This window comes from Luteococcus sp. H91 (assembly GCF_038433135.1).
In the GTDB taxonomy this organism is placed as follows: Bacteria; Actinomycetota; Actinomycetes; order Propionibacteriales; family Propionibacteriaceae; genus Luteococcus.
This window is the reverse complement of sequence record NZ_JBCDMV010000018.1, coordinates 32,447-52,598: the sequence shown is the minus strand read 5'-3', so window position 1 is coordinate 52,598 and position 20,152 is coordinate 32,447. Positions and strand designations below refer to the sequence as shown.

Annotated in this window: 18 protein-coding genes and 1 pseudogene; 6 read left to right on the top strand and 13 right to left on the bottom strand. The window is 66.4% G+C overall.

Annotated elements, in window-relative coordinates; genetic code table 11:
• Positions 1-21: 21 nt before the first annotated feature.
• The 4 genes and pseudogenes from AAEX57_RS09610 to AAEX57_RS09595 all read right to left on the bottom strand — a co-directional run bounded on the left by AAEX57_RS09610 (position 22) and on the right by AAEX57_RS09595 (position 4,651).
• Positions 22-1,137: a BMP family lipoprotein gene (locus tag AAEX57_RS09610; protein ID WP_342092671.1), complete on the bottom strand. Its 1,116-nt coding sequence runs from the start codon at positions 1,135-1,137 to the stop codon at positions 22-24.
• Between the two features lie 216 nt (positions 1,138-1,353).
• Positions 1,354-2,571, bottom strand: coding sequence for a phosphotransferase family protein (locus AAEX57_RS09605; protein WP_342092670.1), 1,218 nt, complete (start codon positions 2,569-2,571; stop codon positions 1,354-1,356).
• Between the two features lie 14 nt (positions 2,572-2,585).
• Positions 2,586-4,021: pseudogene (locus tag AAEX57_RS09600) on the bottom strand (hemolysin family protein).
• 57 nt (positions 4,022-4,078) lie between these two features.
• Positions 4,079-4,651, bottom strand: coding sequence for a hypothetical protein (locus tag AAEX57_RS09595; RefSeq protein ID WP_342092668.1), 573 nt, complete (start codon positions 4,649-4,651; stop codon positions 4,079-4,081).
• 63 nt (positions 4,652-4,714) lie between these two features.
• On the opposite strand from AAEX57_RS09595, the gene purU reads away from it, so the two are divergent.
• The 4 genes from purU to AAEX57_RS09575 all read left to right on the top strand — a co-directional run bounded on the left by purU (position 4,715) and on the right by AAEX57_RS09575 (position 9,273).
• Complete coding sequence (gene purU / locus AAEX57_RS09590; protein WP_342092667.1) at positions 4,715-5,566, top strand: formyltetrahydrofolate deformylase; 852 nt, start codon at positions 4,715-4,717, stop codon at positions 5,564-5,566.
• Positions 5,567-5,754: 188 nt separating this feature from the next.
• Positions 5,755-6,192 carry a DUF485 domain-containing protein gene (locus tag AAEX57_RS09585; RefSeq protein WP_342092666.1) on the top strand — a complete coding sequence of 146 codons (438 nt, stop codon included), beginning with the start codon at positions 5,755-5,757 and terminating at the stop codon, positions 6,190-6,192.
• Positions 6,189-7,841 (top strand): solute symporter family protein, encoded by a 1,653-nt coding sequence (locus AAEX57_RS09580; protein ID WP_342092665.1) that lies wholly within the window; start codon positions 6,189-6,191, stop codon positions 7,839-7,841. The genes AAEX57_RS09585 and AAEX57_RS09580 overlap by 4 nt, the downstream gene beginning before the upstream one ends.
• Positions 7,842-8,286: 445 nt before the next feature.
• Positions 8,287-9,273 (top strand): malate dehydrogenase, encoded by a 987-nt coding sequence (locus tag AAEX57_RS09575; RefSeq protein ID WP_342092664.1) that lies wholly within the window; start codon positions 8,287-8,289, stop codon positions 9,271-9,273.
• A gap of 118 nt (positions 9,274-9,391) precedes the next feature.
• On the opposite strand, the gene AAEX57_RS09570 is transcribed toward AAEX57_RS09575, so the two are convergent.
• Together AAEX57_RS09570 and AAEX57_RS09565 are read right to left on the bottom strand one after the other, a co-directional pair.
• Positions 9,392-9,733 carry a DUF3017 domain-containing protein gene (locus AAEX57_RS09570; RefSeq protein ID WP_342092663.1) on the bottom strand — a complete coding sequence of 114 codons (342 nt, stop codon included), beginning with the start codon at positions 9,731-9,733 and terminating at the stop codon, positions 9,392-9,394.
• Positions 9,734-9,738: 5 nt separating this feature from the next.
• The gene (locus AAEX57_RS09565; RefSeq protein ID WP_342092662.1) at positions 9,739-10,599 is read right to left on the bottom strand and encodes a bifunctional methylenetetrahydrofolate dehydrogenase/methenyltetrahydrofolate cyclohydrolase; all 861 of its coding nucleotides are present in this window, start codon (positions 10,597-10,599) and stop codon (positions 9,739-9,741) included.
• A gap of 140 nt (positions 10,600-10,739) precedes the next feature.
• Here AAEX57_RS09565 and AAEX57_RS09560 point away from each other — a divergent pair, with 140 nt between their 5' ends.
• Together AAEX57_RS09560 and AAEX57_RS09555 are read left to right on the top strand one after the other, a co-directional pair.
• Positions 10,740-12,059 carry an AAA family ATPase gene (locus tag AAEX57_RS09560; RefSeq protein WP_342092661.1) on the top strand — a complete coding sequence of 440 codons (1,320 nt, stop codon included), beginning with the start codon at positions 10,740-10,742 and terminating at the stop codon, positions 12,057-12,059.
• A 3-nt stretch (positions 12,060-12,062) separates the two neighbouring features.
• The gene (locus AAEX57_RS09555) at positions 12,063-12,740 is read left to right on the top strand and encodes a hypothetical protein (RefSeq protein ID WP_342092660.1); all 678 of its coding nucleotides are present in this window, start codon (positions 12,063-12,065) and stop codon (positions 12,738-12,740) included.
• A 135-nt stretch (positions 12,741-12,875) separates the two neighbouring features.
• Here the strand turns inward: AAEX57_RS09555 and AAEX57_RS09550 are convergent, their stop codons facing one another.
• The 7 genes from AAEX57_RS09550 to AAEX57_RS09520 all read right to left on the bottom strand — a co-directional run bounded on the left by AAEX57_RS09550 (position 12,876) and on the right by AAEX57_RS09520 (position 20,107).
• Complete coding sequence (locus AAEX57_RS09550) at positions 12,876-13,949, bottom strand: IS630 family transposase (RefSeq protein WP_342092659.1); 1,074 nt, start codon at positions 13,947-13,949, stop codon at positions 12,876-12,878.
• A 49-nt stretch (positions 13,950-13,998) separates the two neighbouring features.
• Positions 13,999-15,561 carry a bifunctional phosphoribosylaminoimidazolecarboxamide formyltransferase/IMP cyclohydrolase gene (gene purH, locus AAEX57_RS09545; protein WP_342092658.1) on the bottom strand — a complete coding sequence of 521 codons (1,563 nt, stop codon included), beginning with the start codon at positions 15,559-15,561 and terminating at the stop codon, positions 13,999-14,001.
• Between the two features lie 51 nt (positions 15,562-15,612).
• Positions 15,613-16,203: a phosphoribosylglycinamide formyltransferase gene (gene purN, locus AAEX57_RS09540; RefSeq protein ID WP_342092657.1), complete on the bottom strand. Its 591-nt coding sequence runs from the start codon at positions 16,201-16,203 to the stop codon at positions 15,613-15,615.
• Positions 16,204-16,240: 37 nt separating this feature from the next.
• A complete protein-coding gene (locus AAEX57_RS09535; protein WP_342092656.1) occupies positions 16,241-17,287 on the bottom strand; it encodes a hypothetical protein in 1,047 nt (348 codons plus the stop codon).
• 2 nt (positions 17,288-17,289) lie between these two features.
• Positions 17,290-18,330 (bottom strand): hypothetical protein, encoded by a 1,041-nt coding sequence (locus tag AAEX57_RS09530; protein ID WP_342092655.1) that lies wholly within the window; start codon positions 18,328-18,330, stop codon positions 17,290-17,292.
• The gene (locus tag AAEX57_RS09525) at positions 18,327-18,677 is read right to left on the bottom strand and encodes a PadR family transcriptional regulator (RefSeq protein WP_342092654.1); all 351 of its coding nucleotides are present in this window, start codon (positions 18,675-18,677) and stop codon (positions 18,327-18,329) included. Before AAEX57_RS09525 ends, AAEX57_RS09530 begins: the two co-directional genes overlap by 4 nt.
• Positions 18,678-18,781: 104 nt before the next feature.
• Entirely contained in the window at positions 18,782-20,107 is a 1,326-nt protein-coding gene (locus tag AAEX57_RS09520) for a cell division protein PerM (RefSeq protein WP_342092653.1), read from the bottom strand.
• Between the last annotated feature and the right edge of the window lie 45 nt (positions 20,108-20,152).

Here is a 20,152-nt window from a genome sequence, read left to right as displayed (position 1 = left end):
CAAGGGTTGTTCAGCAGGTGATCACTTCGGCTGCGAAGCCGACTCGATCTTGATCTTGCCGGAGACGATGTCGGACTTGATGGTCTCCAGCTCGGTCTTCAGCTCGGCGGGAACCTTGGAGTCGAAGTCGTGGAACTCGGCCAGCTTCACGCCGTCGTTCTCCAGGGTGCCGACGTAGGGCTCGGCGCTGAAGGAGCCGTCCTTGGCGGCCTTGATGGCGTCGAAGACGGCCACGTCCATGGCCTTCTGCACCGACGTCATGATGGAGCTGCAGTAGTTGGCCGAGGAGACACAGCCGTCGGTGTCAACCCAGACGGCGTTGATCTTGCCGCCCGACTTCTTGGCCACCTGGAGCGCGCCCTCACCGGCGGGGCCAGCGACGGGGAAGATCACGTCGGCGCCCTGGCTGGTCAGGGTGGAGGCGATCCGGGAGCCGCCGGCCACGTCGGAGAAGTTGCCGACGAACTGGCCACCCTTGGCATTCTTCGGGTCCCAGCCGAGAACCTTGACGGTCTTCTGCTTCTGGGCGTTGTAGTAGGTGGCGCCCTGATGGAAGCCGTCCATGAAGATGGTCACGGTGGGGATGTTCATGCCGCCCAGGGTGCCGACGGAGCCGGTCTTGCTCATGGCCGCAGCGGCGTAGCCGGCCATGAAGGAGGGCTGGGCGGTGTTGAAGATCAGCGGCTTGAGGTTCTTCAGGCCCTTGGTCTTGGTCGGGTCATTCCAGTCGACAATGGCAAACTGCACCTTCGGGTTGGCCTTGGCCGCCGCGACCGTGGCGTCGCCCAGCATGAAGCCGACGGTGACGATGATGTTGCACTTGGCCTTGACCATCTCGTTGATGTTCTTGGTGAAGTCCTTGGCGGTGGCGGACTGCATCTCACCGGGTTTGAAACCGAGTTCCGAGGCGGCCTTGACCAGGCCGTCGTGGGAGGTCTGGTTGAACGACTTGTCGTCGAAGCCGCCCTCATCGGAGACCATGCAGGCCTTGAAGTCGCCGGTGGCGGGAGCGGCCGCGCCTCCGGTGGAGCTGGCACCGCCGGAGGCGGCGGGGGTGGCGTCGGGTGCCTTGGCGCAGCCGGCGATGGACAGAGCAAGGGCCGATGCGATGGCCGGGGCGACGAGGGACTTCTTCACTGAACTGCCTCCTGAGCAGATGACACTGGGGATGCTCCTGGGGTGGGTGCGTGAAGATCGTAACCTGCCGTTCACCTGCTGATGCTTCGCGGGCCAGCCGGATCAGCAAACCGTTACCCGATCGATGCCAAGAAGGCCAACAAAGGCCGATAGCGCTCAGATCGTGACCCTCCGCGTCCCAATCCGTGACACGTGAGCCTTGCCCGGCTGGGACGGTCAGCTGACCTGCCGGACCAAGGCCTCGGCGGAGTCAAGAATGGCCACGGTTTCGGCCTCCCAGTCGGGCTCCTGGCCGCGGTGCGGGCCGGTGGCCAGGGAGATGATCACGGCGGCGGCGCGCAGCCGCAGCTCCGCCGGATCGACGCGTTCGTCGAAGACCGGCACCCAGTCGCGGATCAGCCGGTGCAGGTTGCGGGTCTGGGTCTGGTTCATCCGCTGCACCGTTGAGAGGTGCGCCACCAGGCAGGCCAGGTCATCCGCGCGTCGGCCGGGCCCGACGGTGTCCACGTCCAACAGCCCGGTCACCACACCGCCGTCGACGTGCAACTGTCCCTCGTGCAGGTCGCCATGGGTGGGCTCATCGCCCAGCTCGATCCCGGCCAGACCACGGGTGACCACGTCCGCCAGCCAGATCACCCGGCGTTCCTCTTCGGGCAGGGCGTGCGCAACGATCTGGGCGTAGTGGTTCACCGCGTCACTCCACGGGGGGCGCCGTTCCAGCCGGGCAACCCCGGCGGGCAGCGCGTCCAGCAGCGCGACCACGGCTTCGGCCGAGCAGGGCGGCACGTCATCGAACATCGCCTGGGCCAGGGACCGACCGGGTACCTCACGCAGCACCAGCAAGCGGTCGTCGGTGGCCGCCACGATCTCCGGCGCCGGAATGTGCGCCTCCCGCAGCAGCTGGTGCCGGGAGCGCACCAGATCGAACTGGTCGGGGCGCGTCACCTTGACGTAGAAGGTCTGACCGGCGACCCCCAGACGGAGCACCGCCCGGCGGCGGGGCCGGTAGCCGATCATGCTCAGGTCCAGCTCATCCGGCGTCACCGGACGATCGACCAATTTTTCCTGGTTGACCAGCTCGGCCATCTGCTCCGCGAAGGCGGCTCGGGTCAGTCCCGGCAGGTCCGGGTCCTCGGGGTAGATCCAGACCGCCGCCTGGTGCTGTCCATCCCCGAAGATCTGGGCGGAATCATCGCTGGCCAGGGGGCCGTTGGCGCGCACGCTGCAGCCCAGCAGCTCGTCGCGCTCACCGAACTCCCAGCGCACCCGGGCAGCATAGGTGGCTGTGGTGGAACGCTGGGGATCATGGTCGACGTGGTCCAGCCGCCAGTCCAGCAACTCTCCCCCGGCATGCTCCACTGCGGCCTCCAGCAGCGGCGCGGCCTCCTGGGAGGTGAGCAACTCCTGACCGTCATCCCGCTTTGGGAACACCATCTCAGTTCCCGATCTCATCCGCGCCAACACCCTGACCCGCCCGGGACAGGTCGAGGACGGGGCGCTTGTCGTCCGCATCGTCCTCGCCCAGAGGCCCCACCCGGGGGTCGTGCTCCGGCTCGGAGGTCTTGCGCCGGGCGCTCAGCCATGCGGCTCGGCGGCCATCCAGCTCAGTGATGGTGAACGCCACGACGGACCTCTCCGGCAGGTTCTCGACCTGCTCCGCGTCCGGGTCACGTTCCAGATCGACGGTGATCTCGTCGCCCAGGGCGGGCAGTCGGCCGGCCTGGGCCATGAAATAGCCCGCCACGGTGTCATAGGGGCCCTCCGGCAAGAGGTAACCGAACTTCTCCGCGAACTCCTCCAGGGTCATCAACCCGTCGATGTCATTCAGCTGGGTGTGGATCCCGGCCGGGGGCAGGTCGTACTCGTCGGTGATGTCACCGATCAACTCCTCCACCAGGTCCTCCAGAGTGACGATGCCGGCGGTGCCGCCGTACTCGTCGCGGACGATGGCCAGGTGGGAGTGTGCCCGTCGCATGTCCGTCAACGCGCGCAGCACCCGCACGGTGTCCGGCAGGCTGAGCACGGGCCGCACGAGTTGCTTGATGGCGGTGGAGCGGGTGGAGGGATCCATGTCCATCAGGTCACGCACGTGCAGGAAGCCGACAATCCGGTCACGGGAGCCGTCGGTCACCGGGTAGCGGGAGTGCGGGGCGCCCTGCACCTCGCGAATCGCCTTGTAGGCGGGCATGTCGCCGGGCAGGAAATCCACCTCGGTGCGCGGCACCATCACTTCGCGCAGACTGCGCTCCCCGGCCTCGAAGACCTCGTCGACGATGTGTCGCTCCTCCGCGCCCAGGGTCTGGGAGCCGACCACCATCTGGCGGAGCTCTTCGTCGCTGACCTCTTCCTTGGCGGCATTCGGGTCGCCACCCAGCAGCCGCACCGCAACGTCGGTGGACTTGCCCAGGAACCAGATCATCGGCCGGGCAAAACGGGCAATCGAATCCACCAGGGGGGCGACGGACATGGCGAAACCCTCAGCTCGCTGCATGGCGATCCGCTTGGCGGTCAGCTCGCCCAGCACGATGGAGAAGTAGGAGATCACGACCGTGATCGCCACCAGCGCCAAGGTGTTGGCGACGCTGGACGGCACGCCCCAGCCGATGAGTGCAGGCGCCAGCGCCGGGGCCAGCGTCGCGCCACCAAAGGAGGCGGACAGGAAGCCAGAGACGGTCACACCGATCTGCACGGCGGACAGGAAATTGTTCGGGTTCGACGTGAGCCGGGCGATCGCCTCGCCGCGCTTTCCGCGGCTCGAGAGATTCTTGATCTGGCTCTCCCGCAGGCTGACCAGCGCCATCTCGGCCCCGGAGAAGATTCCGCCGATGATGATGAACAGGAAGATCAGCGCCACATTGGTCAGGATTTGGGTGGCTGTCACCATGTCAGGATAACTGCCGCCAGCCACAGCGCCGATTCCGCCGGTTTGCCCGGCGCCGGGTCAGTCGTCCAACAACAGACCGAAGGGGTCCTCGTCGAAGACCTCGTCGGGCTCCAACGCCACCATCGGAATGTGCACCATGGCCTTGCGCACTTCCTGCAGCCCCTCGATCGGCACCAGATCCTTGCCCATCAGGGATTCCACCACCTGCTGCAGGTCGCCCTCCAGGCCGGTGATCTGGTAGTCGCACCGCGCCACCAGGGTGACGAATCGCGCCTCGGGCTGGTCCTCGTCGTCGCCCAGGTCGAGGTCGTCGTAGTCGTCCTCGTCGTCCTCCTCGTCCAGATCGAGGTCGTCGTCATCGACGTCCCCTTCGTCCGGCAGGCAGACCGGGAACATCCCGGACAGGTCGAATCCCGCGTCGTCATAGGCCAGCAGCGCGGCCCGCAACTGCTGGGAGCGTTCCAGCGCCTCCTCGACGTCGAGGGCATCCTCATCCGGACAGGCGGCCAGGTAGTCGGTGAACTCCTGGATCGCGGTGATCGCCGCGGCGGCCTGCTGCTGCAGCGCCTGGCGAGCCTGGTCACTCCACTGGGTGTCCTGCAGGTCCTCGGGAAGGGTCTGGTCGGTCATGACACCAGCCTGCCATGCCGGACGCCCACCGGGACACCCCTCGCCGTCCCCTAGTCTTGACCGGTGACCACTGAGCAGAACATCTGGGTGCTGACCATCGCCTGCAATGACCGTCCCGGCATCGTGCACGCCGTTTCCGGCGCCTGTGTGGCGGCCAACGGCAACATCGTCGAGTGCCAGCAGTTCTCGTCCGAAGGCGGGCGCTTCTTCATCCGGCTCACGTTGGACACTGCGCTCGACCGGGCGGGGATCGAGGCTGCGCTCGCCCCGGTCGTCGAGGATCTGGATGCCGACTGGGTGCTTGACCTGATGGCCCGCCCCACCCGCACCCTGGTGCTGGCCTCCAAGGCCGGGCACTGCCTCAATGACCTGCTCTTTCGGCAGCGCAGCGGCTACTTGAACGTGGAGATTCCCAAGATCCTGTCCAATCACCCGACGCTGGGTGACCTGGCCGGTTTCTACGGCATCGACTTCGAGAGCCATCCGGTGACCCCCGAGACGAAGCCCGCCTTCGAGCAGCGGATCCTGGATCTGGTCGACGAGTTCGACATCGAGCTGGTGGTGCTGGCCCGCTACATGCAGATCCTCTCCCCCGAGCTCTGCGAGGCGCTGGAGGGGCGGGCCATCAACATCCACCACTCCTTCCTACCCGGCTTCAAGGGAGCCAATCCCTACCGTCAGGCGCACCAGCGTGGGGTGAAGCTGATCGGCGCCACCGCGCACTTCGTCACCAGTGACCTGGACGAGGGGCCGATCATCGAACAGAACGTGGTGCGGGTGGACCATTCCAAGACCCCCGCCGAGCTGGTGGCGATCGGGCAGGACGAGGAGAGCCGCACCCTGACCGAAGCGGTGAAGCTCTTTGCTGAGAAGCGGGTCTTTCTGGACGAGCGCCGTACCGTCATCTTCCGCTGATGTGAGCCACATTTTCCCAGCTGGCAAAGGTTTTCCTCCTTTTCCCGGAGTTGTCCGTACCAAAGAATTCATCACGCTGTGAAAAAATTGGGGTTCAAACTAGTGACATGGGTCACATTTGCAGTTAGCTTTGCTCCAGCTTGTGCCACCGGACGGCATACGCCAACAGCAACGACGCTAGGAGCCCGATGTCAACATCACACCAGGCCCATCCCGAGCCCCATGAGCCTCACGAGTTCCATGACGATCCCGAACGTCATCTTCCCCCCAGCCACAGCCCCCTGCCTGAACTGGATGGCCCGCACGCCTACGTCGTCGATGACGCCAAGCTGGCCGCGGTACAGGCGTCGGACGAGTTCCAGGAATTGAAGAAGCGCTTCCGCAACTTCGCCTTCCCGCTCAGCGCCGCCTTCCTGATCTGGTACTTCGCCTATGTGCTGCTCAGCACCTACGCGGTGAGCTTCATGGACAAGCCGCTCTTCGGTGAGGTCACCATTGGCCTCTTCCTCGGCCTGCTGCAGTTCCTCACCACCTTCGCGATCACGGCGCTGTACATCCGCCACGCGAACAAGAACCTTGACCCGATCGCTTCCAAGATTCGCGCCGAGCTGGAGGGCACCCGATGAACCACTTCCTGCCCCTGCTGCAGACCAAGCTCGGCAATCCAATTGCCAACATCATCATCTTCGCCGTCTTCGTGGTGGTCACCCTGACCATCGTCATCCGCGTTTCCCAGGGTGGCAAGAAGAAGGCCAGCGACTTCTACACCGGTGGCGCCTCCTTCGACGGCCGACAGAATGGTCTGGCCATCGCGGGCGACTACCTCTCCGCCGCCTCCTTCCTGGGCATCGTCGGAGCCATCGCGCTGAGCGGCTACGACGGCCTGCTCTACTCCATCGGCTTCCTGGTCGCCTGGCTCGTCGCACTCCTGTTGGTCGCCGAGCCCCTGCGCAACACCGGCAAGTACACGATGGCCGACGTGCTCAGCTTCCGCACCCAGGAGAAGCCGGTCCGGATGGCTGCGGCCATCTCCACCCTGGCCGTCTCCTTCTTCTACCTGCTGGCCCAGATGGCCGGCGCCGGTGGCCTGGTCTCGCTGTTGCTCGGCGTGACCGATGACATGATGCAGAACCTCGTGATCGTGCTGGTGGGCCTGCTGATGATCGTCTACGTGCTGATCGGTGGCATGAAGGGCACCACCTGGGTGCAGATGATCAAGGCGGTGCTGCTGATCGCCGGTGCCGGCATCATGACCTTCTGGGTGATGGCCCAGGCCGGTTTCAACCTGTCCACGCTGATCGGCAATGCCCAGCGCCACGCCGATGCGCTCAAGGCCGCCGATCCCGCGAATGCGGCTGGTTGGAAGGACCTGACCAAGCCGATGGGCAAGTACGGCACCAACAAGCTGGGCTTCATCTCCCTGTCGATCGCCCTGGTGCTGGGCACCGCTGGCCTGCCGCACGTGCTGATGCGCTTCTACACCGTCCCCACGGCCAAGGAGGCCCGTCGCTCAGTCACCTGGGCGATCGGTCTGATCGGCGCCTTCTACCTGTTCACCATGGTGCTGGGCTACGGCGTCGCCTGGCTGGTGGGCTACGACGTCGTCGACACGCTGCCCGGCAAGGCCAATGCGGCCGCCCCGGCGCTGGCCTTTTGGCTGCCCGGCAAGGGTCTGGGCGGAACGCTCTTCCTGGCCGTGATCGCCGGCATCGCCTTCGCGACGATCCTCGCTGTGGTGGCCGGTCTGGCGATCACCGCGTCGGCCTCCTTCGCGCACGACATCTACAACGCCATCATGAAGGACGGCAATGCCGACCCGGCTCGGGAGGTCAAGGTGGCCCGCAACACCGTGGTGGTGATCGGCCTGCTCGCCATCGTCGGTGGCATCGCGGCCAAGAGCCAGAACATCGCCTTCCTGGTGGCGCTGGCCTTCGCCATCGCGGCCTCGGCCAACCTGCCGTCGATCCTGTACTCGCTGTACTGGAAGCGCTTCAACACCCGCGGCGCCGTGATGTCCATCTACGGTGGCCTGATCTCCGCCCTGGTGCTGATCACCTTCTCCCCCGCCGTGTCCGGTGCCAAGACCTCGATGTTCCCCAATGCGGACTTCGCCTGGTTCCCGCTGGACAACCCGGCGCTGGTGAGCGTCCCGATCGGCTTCATCCTCGGCTGGATCGGCTCGATCACTTCGAAGGAATACAACCCGGAGAAGTACACCGAGATGGAGGTTCGCTCCATGACCGGCGCGGGCGCCGAGGGTGCCGTCGCCCACTGATCGCCTGTTGCACCGATCACCTGCTGCACCGGGTGCTGCCCAACCCGGCATCGCCTGACCGACGCGGCCGTCTCCCCTGGGAGGCGGCCGCGTCGCCCTTGCCCCTGCTTCATGCCCCACCTCCCCGCCGTGATCCGACGACGCCACTCAGGGCGACCCGGCGCAACCTACATGATCTGGCGCAATCCGAGAACTGCGCACCCAGGCGATCCATCAACCAAGGGTGCGCACAACCGTCCGACCACCAGAGGGCGCCGGTGGCGGATGTGCGTGAAGCAGGGGTGCCCTTCCCCCGTCGGGGCTTGCCTCCTAGACTGGCTGGGAACAGCCATCAGGTCACTGGGACCCCGGAAGGCCAGCGGACAAGGGCACACGGTAGTGTCCAAGACGTCCGCCGAGGCAGATTCCATCCGGAGCGAGACCAACACACAGTAAGGGAGAGACCGTGAAGCAGACCCCCATCAAGGTTGCAGTGACCGGCGCCGCCGGCCAGATCTGCTACAGCCTGTTGTTCCGCATCGCCAGCGGCGCGGTGCTGGGTGACACCCCGATCGAACTTCGGCTGCTGGAGATCCCGCACGCCATGAAGGCCCTTGAAGGCGTCGTGATGGAGCTGGACGACTGCGCCTTCCCGAACCTGAAGAATGTCGAGATCGGCGACGATCCCGAGAAGATCTTCGACGGGGCCAACATCGCCATGCTGGTCGGCGCCTTCCCGCGCAAGGCCGGCATGGAGCGCGGCGACCTGCTGAGCGCCAATGGCCGTATCTTCACCGCCCAGGGCAAGGCCCTCAACAAGGTGGCTGCCGACGACATCCGCGTGCTGGTGACCGGAAACCCGGCCAACACCAATGCGCTGATCGCCATGAACAATGCGCCCGACATCCCCAATGAGCGCTTCGGCGCCCTGACCCGCCTCGACCTCGACCGGTCGAAGGCCCAGGTTGCCAAGAAGCTGGGCGTCACCACCCGCCACATCGAGCACCTGACCATCTGGGGCAACCACTCCAGCACCATGTACCCGGATCTCTTCCACGCCACCGTCGACGGCAAGCCCGTCCTCGAGGCCATCAACGACAACGAGTGGGTCAAGAACACCTTCATCCCAAAGGTTGCCAAGCGCGGCGCCGAGATCATCGACGCGACCGGCCTGTCCAGCCGCGCGTCGGCCGCCAATGCCACCGCCTCCTGCATGCACGACTGGGAGCTGGGCACCGTCGGCAGCGACTGGACCAGCCTCGGCGTGTGCTCTGACGGTTCCTACGGCGTGCCCGAGGGCCTCATCTCGTCCTTCCCGGTCCGCCATAAGGACGGCAACTGGGAGATCGTCCAGGGCCTGGAGATCAACGAGTTCAGCCGCGCCAGGATCGACGCGTCGGTCAAGGAACTCCAGGAGGAGCGCGACGCCGTCAAGGAGCTCGGCCTGATCTGATCCACCACCGGATCTGCCAGCATACACAGCGTGGTCGCCACCCGATCGGGGTGGCGGCCACGTCGTCGTTCTGGATGGGCGCTGGGCAGGATCTGGGATGACTGCCCAGCGAGCGGGCTCAACCCAGGCCGGGCTTGGAGTGCGGCACCACCAGGGTCAGCCCCAGGATCGCGCCACCGACGATCAGCAGCAGCGCAACGTCGAACCAGCGTTGCCGCACCGCCAAGAGCCCGGCCACCCGGTTGGGCAGCACCATCCGCAGGATTCCGCCAAGCAGCACGCTGCAGCCGATCGCGAAGGCGCCCCGCCGCCAGTGCCCCGTCGCGGTGATGCCGAGCGAGACGGCCAGGCAAAGCAGCACCGCGGCCAGAGGCCACTGGTTCAGGGTGCGGCCGCTGGCCAGGGCACGCGCCTTGGCCAGCGCCGTGTCCCGTTCGTGCTGCTCGGTGCTTGAACCCATCCGTCTCAGGCCTTGATACCGGCCAGTTGTTCGCCCCGGTCCACCACATTGGACAGCAGCATCGCCCGGGTCATTGGGCCGACGCCGCCGGGGTTCGGGGTGACCATTCCGGCCACCTCCCAGACGTCGGCGGCCACGTCGCCGACCGGCTTTCCGTCCACTCGGCTGACGCCGACGTCGACCACGACGGCCCCCGGCTTGACCATGTCCGCGGTGAGGAAAGCGGCCCGGCCGACGGCCGCCACCACGATGTCCGCCTCACGGGTGTGCGCCGCCAGATCCTTGGTGCCGGTGTGGCACTGGATCACGGTGCAGTTCTCGCTCTTGCGGGTCAGCAGCAGCGACAGCGGGCGCCCGACGGTGGTTCCCCGGCCCACGATGCAGACCTCGGCGCCGGCCAGCGGCACGTCGTAGCGACGCAGCAGTTCCACGATGCCCCGCGGGGTGCAGGGCAGCGGGCCGGGCTCGGTCAACACCAGCTTGCCCAGGCTGGCCGGGGCCAGGCCGTCGGCATCCTTGTCCGGGTCGATCAGCGCCAGCGCGCGGTGCTCATCCAGGTGCTTGGGCAGCGGTAGCTGCACGATGTAGCCGGTGCAGGCCGGGTTCTCGTTGAGCGCCTGGATCGCCTCGTCGAGCTGCGCGGGGGTGGTGTCCTCCGGCAGGTCCACCCGGATGGACTCGATGCCCACCTGGGCGCAGTCCTTGTGTTTGCCGCCGACGTAGATCTGGCTGCCGGGGTCCGAACCGACCAGCACCGTGCCGAGCCCGGGCACCACGCCGCGGGCGCGCAGCGCGTCGACCCGCACCTTGAGCTCACTCTTGATCTGGGCGGCGACGGCCTTGCCGTCAATGCGTTCCGCAGTCACTCTCTCCTCCTTCGCCACGGTTAGCCTAGCGGTACAAAGCGCGCCGACCAGGCGGGAAACCCCGAGCATTAGACCGCAGTCAGTGAACCGGACGTCTTGGCTCAGTTAGCTCGACTGTGGGCACTGCTAGGTTGGGACCCATGCAGACGACCGCGTGGCACGTCAACTCACTCAACCTGACCAATTTTCGGGCTTATGAATCTCTGCGCATCGACTTTGAAACCGACCTGACGGTGCTGGTTGGATTGAACGCCGAGGGGAAGACTTCCGTCCTGGACGCACTGGCAATTTCTCTAGGATCTGTGATCGCAGGGTTTGGCCAGACCGCGCCCGGCTTCCAGACCCACGACGCCCATGCAAAGGCGCACAATTTGGATTCTTGGTCTAGCATAGCAACCTTGGAACAGGCATATCCCATCCGGGCAGAACTCGCAGCGACGATCGCCGGAGAGCATTACTCGTGGACAAGGGAACGCAGGAGCTCGAAGGGCCGTACAACCTGGGGGGACAACGGCGTTCGGGCGGCTGTTCAACGGCTTGCCGAAGAAGCGACGGCAGCCTCGCACTGGGGTGTCACGCTGCCAGTCATTGGCTACTATGGCGTCGAGCGTCTGGTTGGCGTGCGCCGAGACCAAGGGAGTATCCCTACTTCCAGACTGGGCGCTTACGCCGCTGCATTGGATCCAAAGTCGGACCTCACACGCTTGGGGAATTATCTCAAGTCCCTCATGCTGCGCGCAGCCGTCGACCTTACACGGGACAGGCCGGCGCCCGCCCCCGTGCGCGCCCAGCTGGATGCAATTGACGCAGCAACACATGCCGCCTTGGCGGATTTCGGATGGCACCGCCCCATCTGGGATCCCATGGTGGGTACGATAACCCTCACACCGACGACTGGCGGGGCCACCTTGCCCCTTGACTGGTTGTCCAGCGGTGTTCGGATCACGGCGGGTCTCGTCATCGACTTGGCAAGCCGAATGGCACGGGCCAACCCACATTTGGGTGGCGACGACCTTCTGAAGACAACTCCGGGAATTGTTCTCATCGACGAGGTCGACCTCCATCTTCACCCACAGTGGCAACAGCGGATAATCGGAATCCTGCGAGAGACGTTCCCCAAGGTGCAGTTCATCGTCACCACACACAGCCCGCAGGTGTTGTCGACGGTACCGGCACGCTGTATCAGGATCTTGTCGGACAAGCAGGCTCTGACCCCCCTTCACTCGGAGGGGTTGCGTAGCGACATCGTCCTCCAAGCGATTCAGGAAACTACCCCAGAACCACCCACACAGAACCGCAAGAAGCTCGACGACTACCTGTCACTCGTGCACAAGGATCAAGGCGAAACTCCCAAGGCACTTGGCTTGCGACGAGAGCTCGAAGAAGAGATGGGGGGAGTTTCTCTCGTTCCGGAGCTGGGCGAGGCGGACGCCTACATGGCGATCTTCGGAGACGAGTGACACGTGCTCACCATCACAAGCACGGGAATGCCCACCGCCGCAGTCACCGCCATGGCGGCCACCCGAGGAGGTGATTTCGACGTCCTGAAGAGCGCTCCCGGCGTCCGGGAACGCCTTCGTGATGAGCAGGCGAACCGTTGCGCCTACTGCGAACGCATCATGTCCCAAGAGCCTGGACGCACGAAGATCGAGCATTTCCATCCTCGGACCAAGGATTTTACGGACCCCCGGTGCGCAAGCGAGTCCGGTACGACTGACCGAGAGAAGTCAATAGTGGAATGGCGGAATCTGCTGCTCGTCTGTCCGGGTAATTCCGGACGTGAGAAGACCTGCGATACTCGCAAGGGCGCCACAGATATCTGCACCAAGATTCACAACCCGAAGCGGGATGGCTTGAACAGTCCCACCCAAGTCATGTGCAACTATGAAGGGCGTGTTACAAGCGTCGAGGGAACTGATGAAGCCAAAGACGCAATTGATAACGACCTCAACCTCAACGAGCGGACCTTGCTGCTGGCCCGCAAGGCCCTTTGGGCGAGCCTGATAGGAGAAGTGAGACGAGCAAGGTCGCCGAATCCCCGAGGTTTGAACAAGGCTGACCTGCGCCATCGTTTGGTGGCAGCCTCCCAAACCAAAGAGTTCGGATCCGTCTACCTGACCCTTGCTGCCCGCCTGCAATGAGCAATGGCACCAAATGAACCCGCCCTGCCCCCAGGACCTTTCCGAACTCTGCCCGCCCCTGAGCGACGAAGGAGCGAAGGGTTTGCGCGGGCAAAGCGCGGGGGTCCGAGGGGGTCGTACCCTTGCCTTGATGAACTAGTGCGCCGTGTTTGAAGTTGTTGGACGGTTGGCTTTGGTGAGGATCTCTTCGGCGGTTTTGGTCCAGACGAAGGGGTGGCAGCGGTCGTTCCAGCCGTTGACGAAGGCCCGGATCTTCGCGTTGAGGTCCTTCACGGAACCGAACGCGCCGCGCTTGATGGCCTGTTTGTCGATGATCCCGAACCAGACCTCGACCAGGTTCAGCCAGGAACCGCTGGTGGGGGTGAAGTGGACATGGATCCTCGGGTTGGCAGCGAGCCAGTCACGGACCTCGACGCGCTTGTGGGTGGCGTAGTTGTCCATCACCAGGTGCAGCTGTTGGTCGGGGTAGGCACGGGCGAGCTGCTTGAGGAAGGCCAAGAACTCCTGGTGCCGATGCCGGGGCTTGCAGGCCCCTGTCACGTGCCCGGTGGCGATGTCCAGTGCGGCGAACAAGGTCATCGTGCCGTGACGCACATAGTCATGGGTGCGGCGCTCAATCTGGGTGGGTTGCATCGGCAACGTCTTCTGGGTGCGGTCCAGAGCCTGGATCTGGGACTTCTCGTCCACACACAACACCACGGCATTGTCCGGCGGCGCCAGGTACAGGCCGACGACGTCGGTGACCTTGGCCACCAGCTCGGGGTCGGTGGAGAACTTGAACGTCCCGCTGCGCCAGGGCTGCACCCCGTACTCACGCCACGCGCGGGCGATCGTCGCGTTCCCCACGCCGAGGTGCGCGGCGAGCAACCGGCTCGACCAGTGCGTCACCCCGTACTTCTTCGGCGGGGGCTTCAACGTCGTGGCCACGATCGCGCGATGGTCCAGCCGGCGGGGCCTGCCCGAACGAGGCGCATCGACCAACCCGGCCATACCGCTGTCGGCGTACCGCCTGCGCCAGGTCAGCACCGTGTTCTTCGACACCTGCAGCTGCTCAGCGATCCGGTCATTCGCAACACCGTCCGCGGCCGCGAGCACGATCCTGGCCCGCAGCACCGCACCCGCCTGCGCCGTTCGCGACCGCGTCAACGACTCCAGACGCTCACGATCACCCTTACGAAGCCCGAGAGCTGGGGCAGGAGAATTGGCCATGACCAATTCTCCCAAACTCCAACCATTCACAAACTAACGACACGCCGCACTAGTGGAAGAAGTGGCGGGTTCCGGTGAAGTAGAGCGTGATGCCCTTCTCCTGGCACAGCGCGATGGTCTCGTCGTCGCGGATGGAGCCACCGGGCTGGACGATCGCCTTGACTCCCCCGTCGATGAGGATCTGCGGGCCATCGCTGAACGGGAAGAAGGCGTCCGAGGCGGCGACGGAGCCGGCAGCCCGCTCACCGGCGCGCTCGACGGCCAGCTTGCAGGAGTCGACGCGGTTCACCTGGCCCATGCCGACACCGACGGATGCGCCGTCGGAGGCCAGCAGGATGGCATTGGACTTGACCGAGCGGCAGGCCTTCCAGGCGAAGGCCAGGTCGGCCAGGGTCTGCTCGTCGGGGGCCTGACCGGCGGCCAGGGTCCAGTTCTCGGGCTTGTCGCCCTCGGCCTGCAACACGTCCATCTGTTGCATCAGCATGCCACCGTCGATCTCGCGGGTCTCGACGCCGCCGCGGGCGGGGGCGCCGCACTTGAGGATGCGCAGGTTCTTCTTGGTCTGCAGGATCTCCAGCGCCTCGGGCTCGTAGTCGGGGGCGACGATGACCTCGGTGAAGACGGGCTTGACCTGCTCGGCCATGGCCACCGTGACCGTCTGGTTGGCGGCGATCACGCCACCGAAGGCGCTCAGCGAGTCGCACTCGTGGGCCTTGCGGTGGGCCTCGGCGATGTCGGCGCCGGTGGCGATGCCGCACGGGTTGGCGTGCTTGATGATGGCGACGGCCGGCTGGTCGAAGTCGTAGGCGGCGCGATGTGCGGCAAAGGTGTCGACGTAGTTGTTGTAGCTCATCGCCTTGCCACCGAGCTGCTCGGCGGTGGCCAGCCCCTCGGGGCCGAAGTTCTTGCGGTACAGCGCGGCCTGCTGGTGGCTGTTCTCGCCATAGCGCAGCACGTCGAGGCGCTCGTAGCTGCCGGTGACCCACGCCGGGAAACCGGTGCCGTCGGTGTCGTCGCTGAGCACCTGCCCCATCCAGCCGGCGACTGCCATGTCATAGGCGGCGGTGTGCTTGAAGGCGGCGGCGGCCAGCGCCTTGCGCTGCTCCAGGGTGAAACCGCCCTCGGCCAGCGCAACCTTCAGCTCCTCGTACTGCCCGGGCGAGGTGATGATCGCGACGCTGGGGTGGTTCTTGGCGGCGGCGCGCACCATGGACGGCCCGCCGATGTCGATCTGCTCGACGCATTCGTCCTCGCTGGCCCCCGAGGCGACGGTCTGGGTGAAGGGGTAGAGGTTGCTGACCACCAGGTCGAAGGGGGCGACGCCCAGTTCGTCGAGCTGCGCGCGGTGCGAGTCCAGCCGGCGATCGGCCAGGATGCCGGCGTGCACCTTGGGGTGGAGGGTCTTCACCCGGCCGTCGAGGCATTCAGGAAAGCCGGTCAGCTCGCTGACCTCGGTGACCTGCAGGCCGGCGTCGACGAGCTTCTTGTAGGAGCCCCCGGTGCTCACCAGCTCCACGCCCGCCTCCGCCAGGGCCTTGCCGAGGTCCTCGAGGCCCGTCTTGTCGTAGACGCTCACCAGCGCGCGCTTGATGGGCATTCGGTTGTCACTCATTGGCTCTCCTGAATGTTTCGTGCCGTGGTTGGGTTTGGTTCGTGGGGCCGCTCAGCGGCCGTGGGCGGTGGCCAGGCCGTTGACGACGTCAACCAGCAGACGTCGTTCCACCATCTTGATCCGCTCGTGCAGCGTGGCCTCGTCGTCGCCGGGCAGGACGTCGACGGGCTCCTGAGTGATCAGTTCGCCGGTGTCGACGCCGTCGTTGACCCAGAAGATGGAAGCGCCGGTGATGGTTGCCCCGGCCGCCAGGGCGTCGCGGACGGCGTGCGCGCCGGGGAAGTGGGGAAGCAGGGCCGGGTGGGTGTTGATGATCCGGTCGCCGAAGCGCTCCATGCACGGCACGTCCAGCAGCTTCATGAAACCGGCGGAGACGATCAGGTCAGGGGTGAAGGCGGCGATCTGGTCGGCCAGCTCGGCATCCCAGGCCAGGCGTTCGACGGTGCCGCGACGCAGCAGCTTGGGCATCGGATGGACGAAGGTGGCGATCCCGGCGGCCTCGGCGCGCTCGATCCCGGCGCAGTCCACATCGGCCCCGACAGCCACCAGCTCAGCCTCCAGCCCGCCGTCATCCCGGGCGTCGATCAGCGACTGCAGCAGGGTGCCGCTGCCGGACACCAGGACGAGCACGCGATAGGTCACCCGCACACCCTATCCGCCCCGAGCCCCTCGCCGCCCCTCAGCGCCGGGCGCGCACCCGATGCCAGCCGACCCAGTTCTGCACTGCCTGCCAGAAGAACAGCAGCAGGACCGCGGCGCGCCAGGTACTCCCCCACAGCGACGAGGTCCAGTTCCAGTCCCAGACGACGAACACCCAGCAGAGCAACAGGAAGCTGTTCAGCATCGCCTTGCGGATGTGCCAAACTGCCTGGTCACCGGGCAGCTGGCGGGCGTATCCCACCGGGTTGCCGAACTCTTGTGCAAGCCGCGTCCCGCTCTGGGCGGCATGCGCCCGAGCCTCGGCCAGGGCGTCCTGCACCTGGGCCTCCGCCAGGTCCACACGTTCGCGTAGTTCCCCGGCCGCCGTCGCGAGCCACTCGTCGTCGGAGACGGCCGAAGGGCCCTGTGCCCGCACGAAGCGCGGCGGAGTCTCCGGGACGAGCTTCGACGCGGCCCACGCAAGGGTGAACAGCACCAGGGCTTCGGCCAGCCAGAGCACGGGGCTGCGGTGCGGGGCGCCCTGCCCGCGCACGAAGCAGAGGAAGGTCAGCCCCACTGACACGGCGAGGACCATCGCGGCACCCGCCCATGCGACCACCGCGGAATGGGCTCGTTGCAAGAATTCACTGACGGTGGCCACTCCGACGGACGCCAGCCCCAACAGCACCGGGGTGGCGGCCAGCCACCCATTGAAGGGCGCACCGTCGTCGTACTTGAACCACAGCATGACGGCGAAGAGCAGGGCAATGATGCCTGCCATACCGAGGGACACCACGGCGAAGGTGTTGGCATCGGTGGAGTCGTCCACGAAGGTCGCACCCTGTTCGCTCAGCTCGGTCACCTGATCCGTGGCCCAGCCGTCGGCGGAACCGAACAGATCCTCGGCGCTCTCCTGGCTCTCGCGCACCTGCTCGCAGGCACGGGCCAGTGCACGATCCACCTCACCCGCCTCCAGATTGGCGGTGGTCAGCTTCCACAATGCGCGGGCGGCCCAGGTGGCGTCGGCTTCCTGACCGCGGGCGGCCTTGAACTCCTCGATCGCGTCGAAGGTGCGATTCGTGCTCATTGTCATGCTCCTCGGGTTCGAATGCGGACGGCCTCGCGCTGACCCCAGATGCTCAGGGCGACGCAGGCAAGGCTGATGACAAGGAAGACCAGATGCAGGGCGGTGGGATGCCAGTGGTCGTGGACGCCGATCAGCACCGTCAGGAAGGTGCTCATTGCCAACCAGAACCAGACCTGGGCGCGGGCGTCTGCCACCTCGTCGACGGGCAGTTGCCGGGCGTAGCCCACGGGATTGCCGAACTCGGCAGCCAGACTGGTTCCGGCATCCCGGGCGTGCTCCTGTGCCTCCTCCAACAGCTGCAGCACCCCGCCGGGGGGCAGGTCCTCTCGCTTGCCCAACTCGGCGCGCGCCAGCTCCAGCCACTGCGCGTCGTCAATGGCCGACGGTCCACGAACCGTCACCACGCGGGCCCGGCGGGCCGCCCAGGGCTTCAGGCTCCACCAGATGCCGAAGAGCATCAGGGCCTCCCCGAGGAAGACAAGGACACCTCCGCGAGAAACCAGCCAGACGTCCTCCAGCGCCTTCATCACCAGTGCCGTCAGGACGATGACCAGGCTCGCGGCGGCCAGCGCCGCCACCCGGGCCAGCCAGATCGAGCGGCGCCTGGCCAGGGCGCCGTGCACCAAACTGGCCAGGCCCACGGCGATACCGAAACCCAGCGGGAACCATGGCGCGGAGGCGTACAGGCCGCGGCCCCAGCCCCCGACGCGCACGGTGATGAAGGCAAAGAAGACCGAAACCAGGGCCGCCACCCACATGGCCCTGACCACGGCGGCGGGAGCGGTGACCGTCGGATCGACGAAGTCCTCCCCATCCTGGCTGGCTTCGCCAGCGCACTGCTGCGCCCAGGCAGTGGCCGGGCCGAACAGTTCCTCAGGGCCTGCCTGACTCTCCCGCACGGCCACCAACACCTCGCCGAGCAGGTCGTCGATCCGCACGGCTGGGAGCCCGGCGCGCAGGAGTTCACCATGTGCGGCATCCGCCCACTGGGAATCGGCCATCACCCGGCGGGCGTCATAGAAGTCCTTGAGCAGGTCAATCATCGGGTCACCTCGCTGGGCTTCCCGAGTGCCATCAGGGCATTGGAGAGATCTCGCCAGCTGGCGATCAGTCGGGTGCGTTCCTCGCGGCCCGACGTGGTGAGGGTGTACGCCTTGCGGCCGGGGCCGGACTCCCCCGGCAGCCAGACTGCCTCCACGAAGCCAGCCTGCTCCAGCCGGGCCAGCGTCGGGTACAACGAGCCGCCCTTCAACCTGCCCAGCCCGGCCTCCTCCATCCGACTGGCGATGGCATAGCCGTGCAGTGCGTCGTCCTGCAGGGTGGACAGGATGGCGATCTCCAGGCAGGCCCGCACCCAGGCACTCGGCCAGTATTGGTCCTTGTCGCTCATGTAGCTAAGTATGAGATCTATCTAGCTACATTTCAAGCAAATCGAGAGTGTGGATGGTTACCACCATCGACGGTGTGTATCCATCCACACTTTCCGAGACTGGCTCAGTTCGGGCCTGGCCCCTCGGGATCCGCCTGCGGCTGGACGGCCCCGGCGTGTTCGGCCGCGGCCCGGCGCCCGGCAAGCTCCCGTTGCAGGCCCAGCGCCAGCCCCGTGACCAGGCCGGAAACCCCCATCAGCGTCGGCGCCATCACGGCCAACGGCACCAACCGGGCACCGATCTGCACCAGCCGGGTCTCGCCCAGGTTGCCATTGCTGAGTGCGGCCAGCAGCCAGAAGCTCAGCCCGGCAAGTACCCCGGACAGGCCACCCACTAGGGAGGTCTCGTCCAGCCGCGCGGCCGGCCGGGAGCGCACGATCACCGCGGCCGCGATCCCGCCGGCCACCACGCCGGAGAGCAGCCAGAGCAGCGCCAGCTTGGGGCCAGGCCCGTTGGCACCGATCGCCCCGAAGACCGGAATGGCGGGCAGCATGCCGGTGAGGTTGTGCGCCGGGGAGACCAGCGTTCCTGAGCCGATGGAGAAGCCGGCCCCCAGCGCCCAGGAACCGCACCACAGGACCAGATTGGGCAACCAGGACAATTGGAGGATCAGCAGGGCGATCCCGCCACCAGTACCGGGAATCAACAGATTGTGCAGATCGGCCACCCGCGCGCGGTGCTGGAGCAGTGCGATCATCCCGGCCACGGCGCCGGTGGCGATCATCACGGCCAGGGCGGCAAGGACAGCCCGGGGGATGGCCCTGGCCCAGGCCGGCCACCAGACGGTCGGATGCCAGTCGACAGCGCGACCGGCGCCGATCAGACCGCTCAGACCGCCCACCACGAGCCCGCCGAGCAGGGCCCGACCGGTCTGGTTTGCGGTATCGGTGAGCGCGGAGCCGAAGAGCACACACACCACGTAGGCGATGGTGAAGACGCCGGCGACACGCCCGGCCAGGGCGCGACGCTGCTTCTGGGAGAGCTCGATGTTGGCCTCCGCCCGGGCGGAGTCGGCCGCCATGCCCGCCAATCCGCTGCCCGCGGCCAGGATCAGGGCGGTGGCTCCCAGCGGAACCAGGCTGAGCGTGGCCCCACGCACCTCCATGCCTGCACCATGTGCAAGCAGCCAGCCGCGCACGCCGATCGCGATCATCGGCCACGCGCCGACGTCGGGGGCCTGGATCCAGCCGACGGCGGCCAGCGCGATCGGCGGGATCACCCCGACGACGACGGTGGCCAGGGCCGCCAGCGCCGCCAGGACGGGCCAGGGCAACGCCCCCGTCCGGGACGCGGACGGGCGATCATCCCCGGGGGACTTCACGGGTCGTCGCCCGGCGCCCTGGCGCGGTGACTCCTCGGCCCCGGTGCGCCTGCTGGGGAATGCCCTCATTGCTCCGCCTCTCGCCCCGCCTAACATGCGCCGGAATCGCCGTCA

Bases quoted from the DNA above. Each gene is read 5' to 3' on its own strand.
- AAEX57_RS09605 (WP_342092670.1), bottom strand. From the start codon at position 2,571: ATGGTGTTCCCAAAGCGGGATGACGGTCAGGAGTTGCTCACCTCCCAG.
- AAEX57_RS09595 (WP_342092668.1), bottom strand. From the start codon at position 4,651: ATGACCGACCAGACCCTTCCCGAGGACCTGCAGGACACCCAGTGGAGT.
- AAEX57_RS09585 (WP_342092666.1), top strand. From the start codon at position 5,755: ATGTCAACATCACACCAGGCCCATCCCGAGCCCCATGAGCCTCACGAG.
- AAEX57_RS09580 (WP_342092665.1), top strand. From the start codon at position 6,189: ATGAACCACTTCCTGCCCCTGCTGCAGACCAAGCTCGGCAATCCAATT.
- AAEX57_RS09570 (WP_342092663.1), bottom strand. From the start codon at position 9,733: ATGGGTTCAAGCACCGAGCAGCACGAACGGGACACGGCGCTGGCCAAG.
- AAEX57_RS09560 (WP_342092661.1), top strand. From the start codon at position 10,740: ATGCAGACGACCGCGTGGCACGTCAACTCACTCAACCTGACCAATTTT.
- AAEX57_RS09550 (WP_342092659.1), bottom strand. From the start codon at position 13,949: ATGGCCAATTCTCCTGCCCCAGCTCTCGGGCTTCGTAAGGGTGATCGT.
- purH (WP_342092658.1), bottom strand. From the start codon at position 15,561: ATGAGTGACAACCGAATGCCCATCAAGCGCGCGCTGGTGAGCGTCTAC.
- AAEX57_RS09535 (WP_342092656.1), bottom strand. From the start codon at position 17,287: ATGAGCACGAATCGCACCTTCGACGCGATCGAGGAGTTCAAGGCCGCC.
- AAEX57_RS09530 (WP_342092655.1), bottom strand. From the start codon at position 18,330: ATGATTGACCTGCTCAAGGACTTCTATGACGCCCGCCGGGTGATGGCC.
- AAEX57_RS09525 (WP_342092654.1), bottom strand. From the start codon at position 18,677: ATGAGCGACAAGGACCAATACTGGCCGAGTGCCTGGGTGCGGGCCTGC.
- AAEX57_RS09520 (WP_342092653.1), bottom strand. From the start codon at position 20,107: ATGAGGGCATTCCCCAGCAGGCGCACCGGGGCCGAGGAGTCACCGCGC.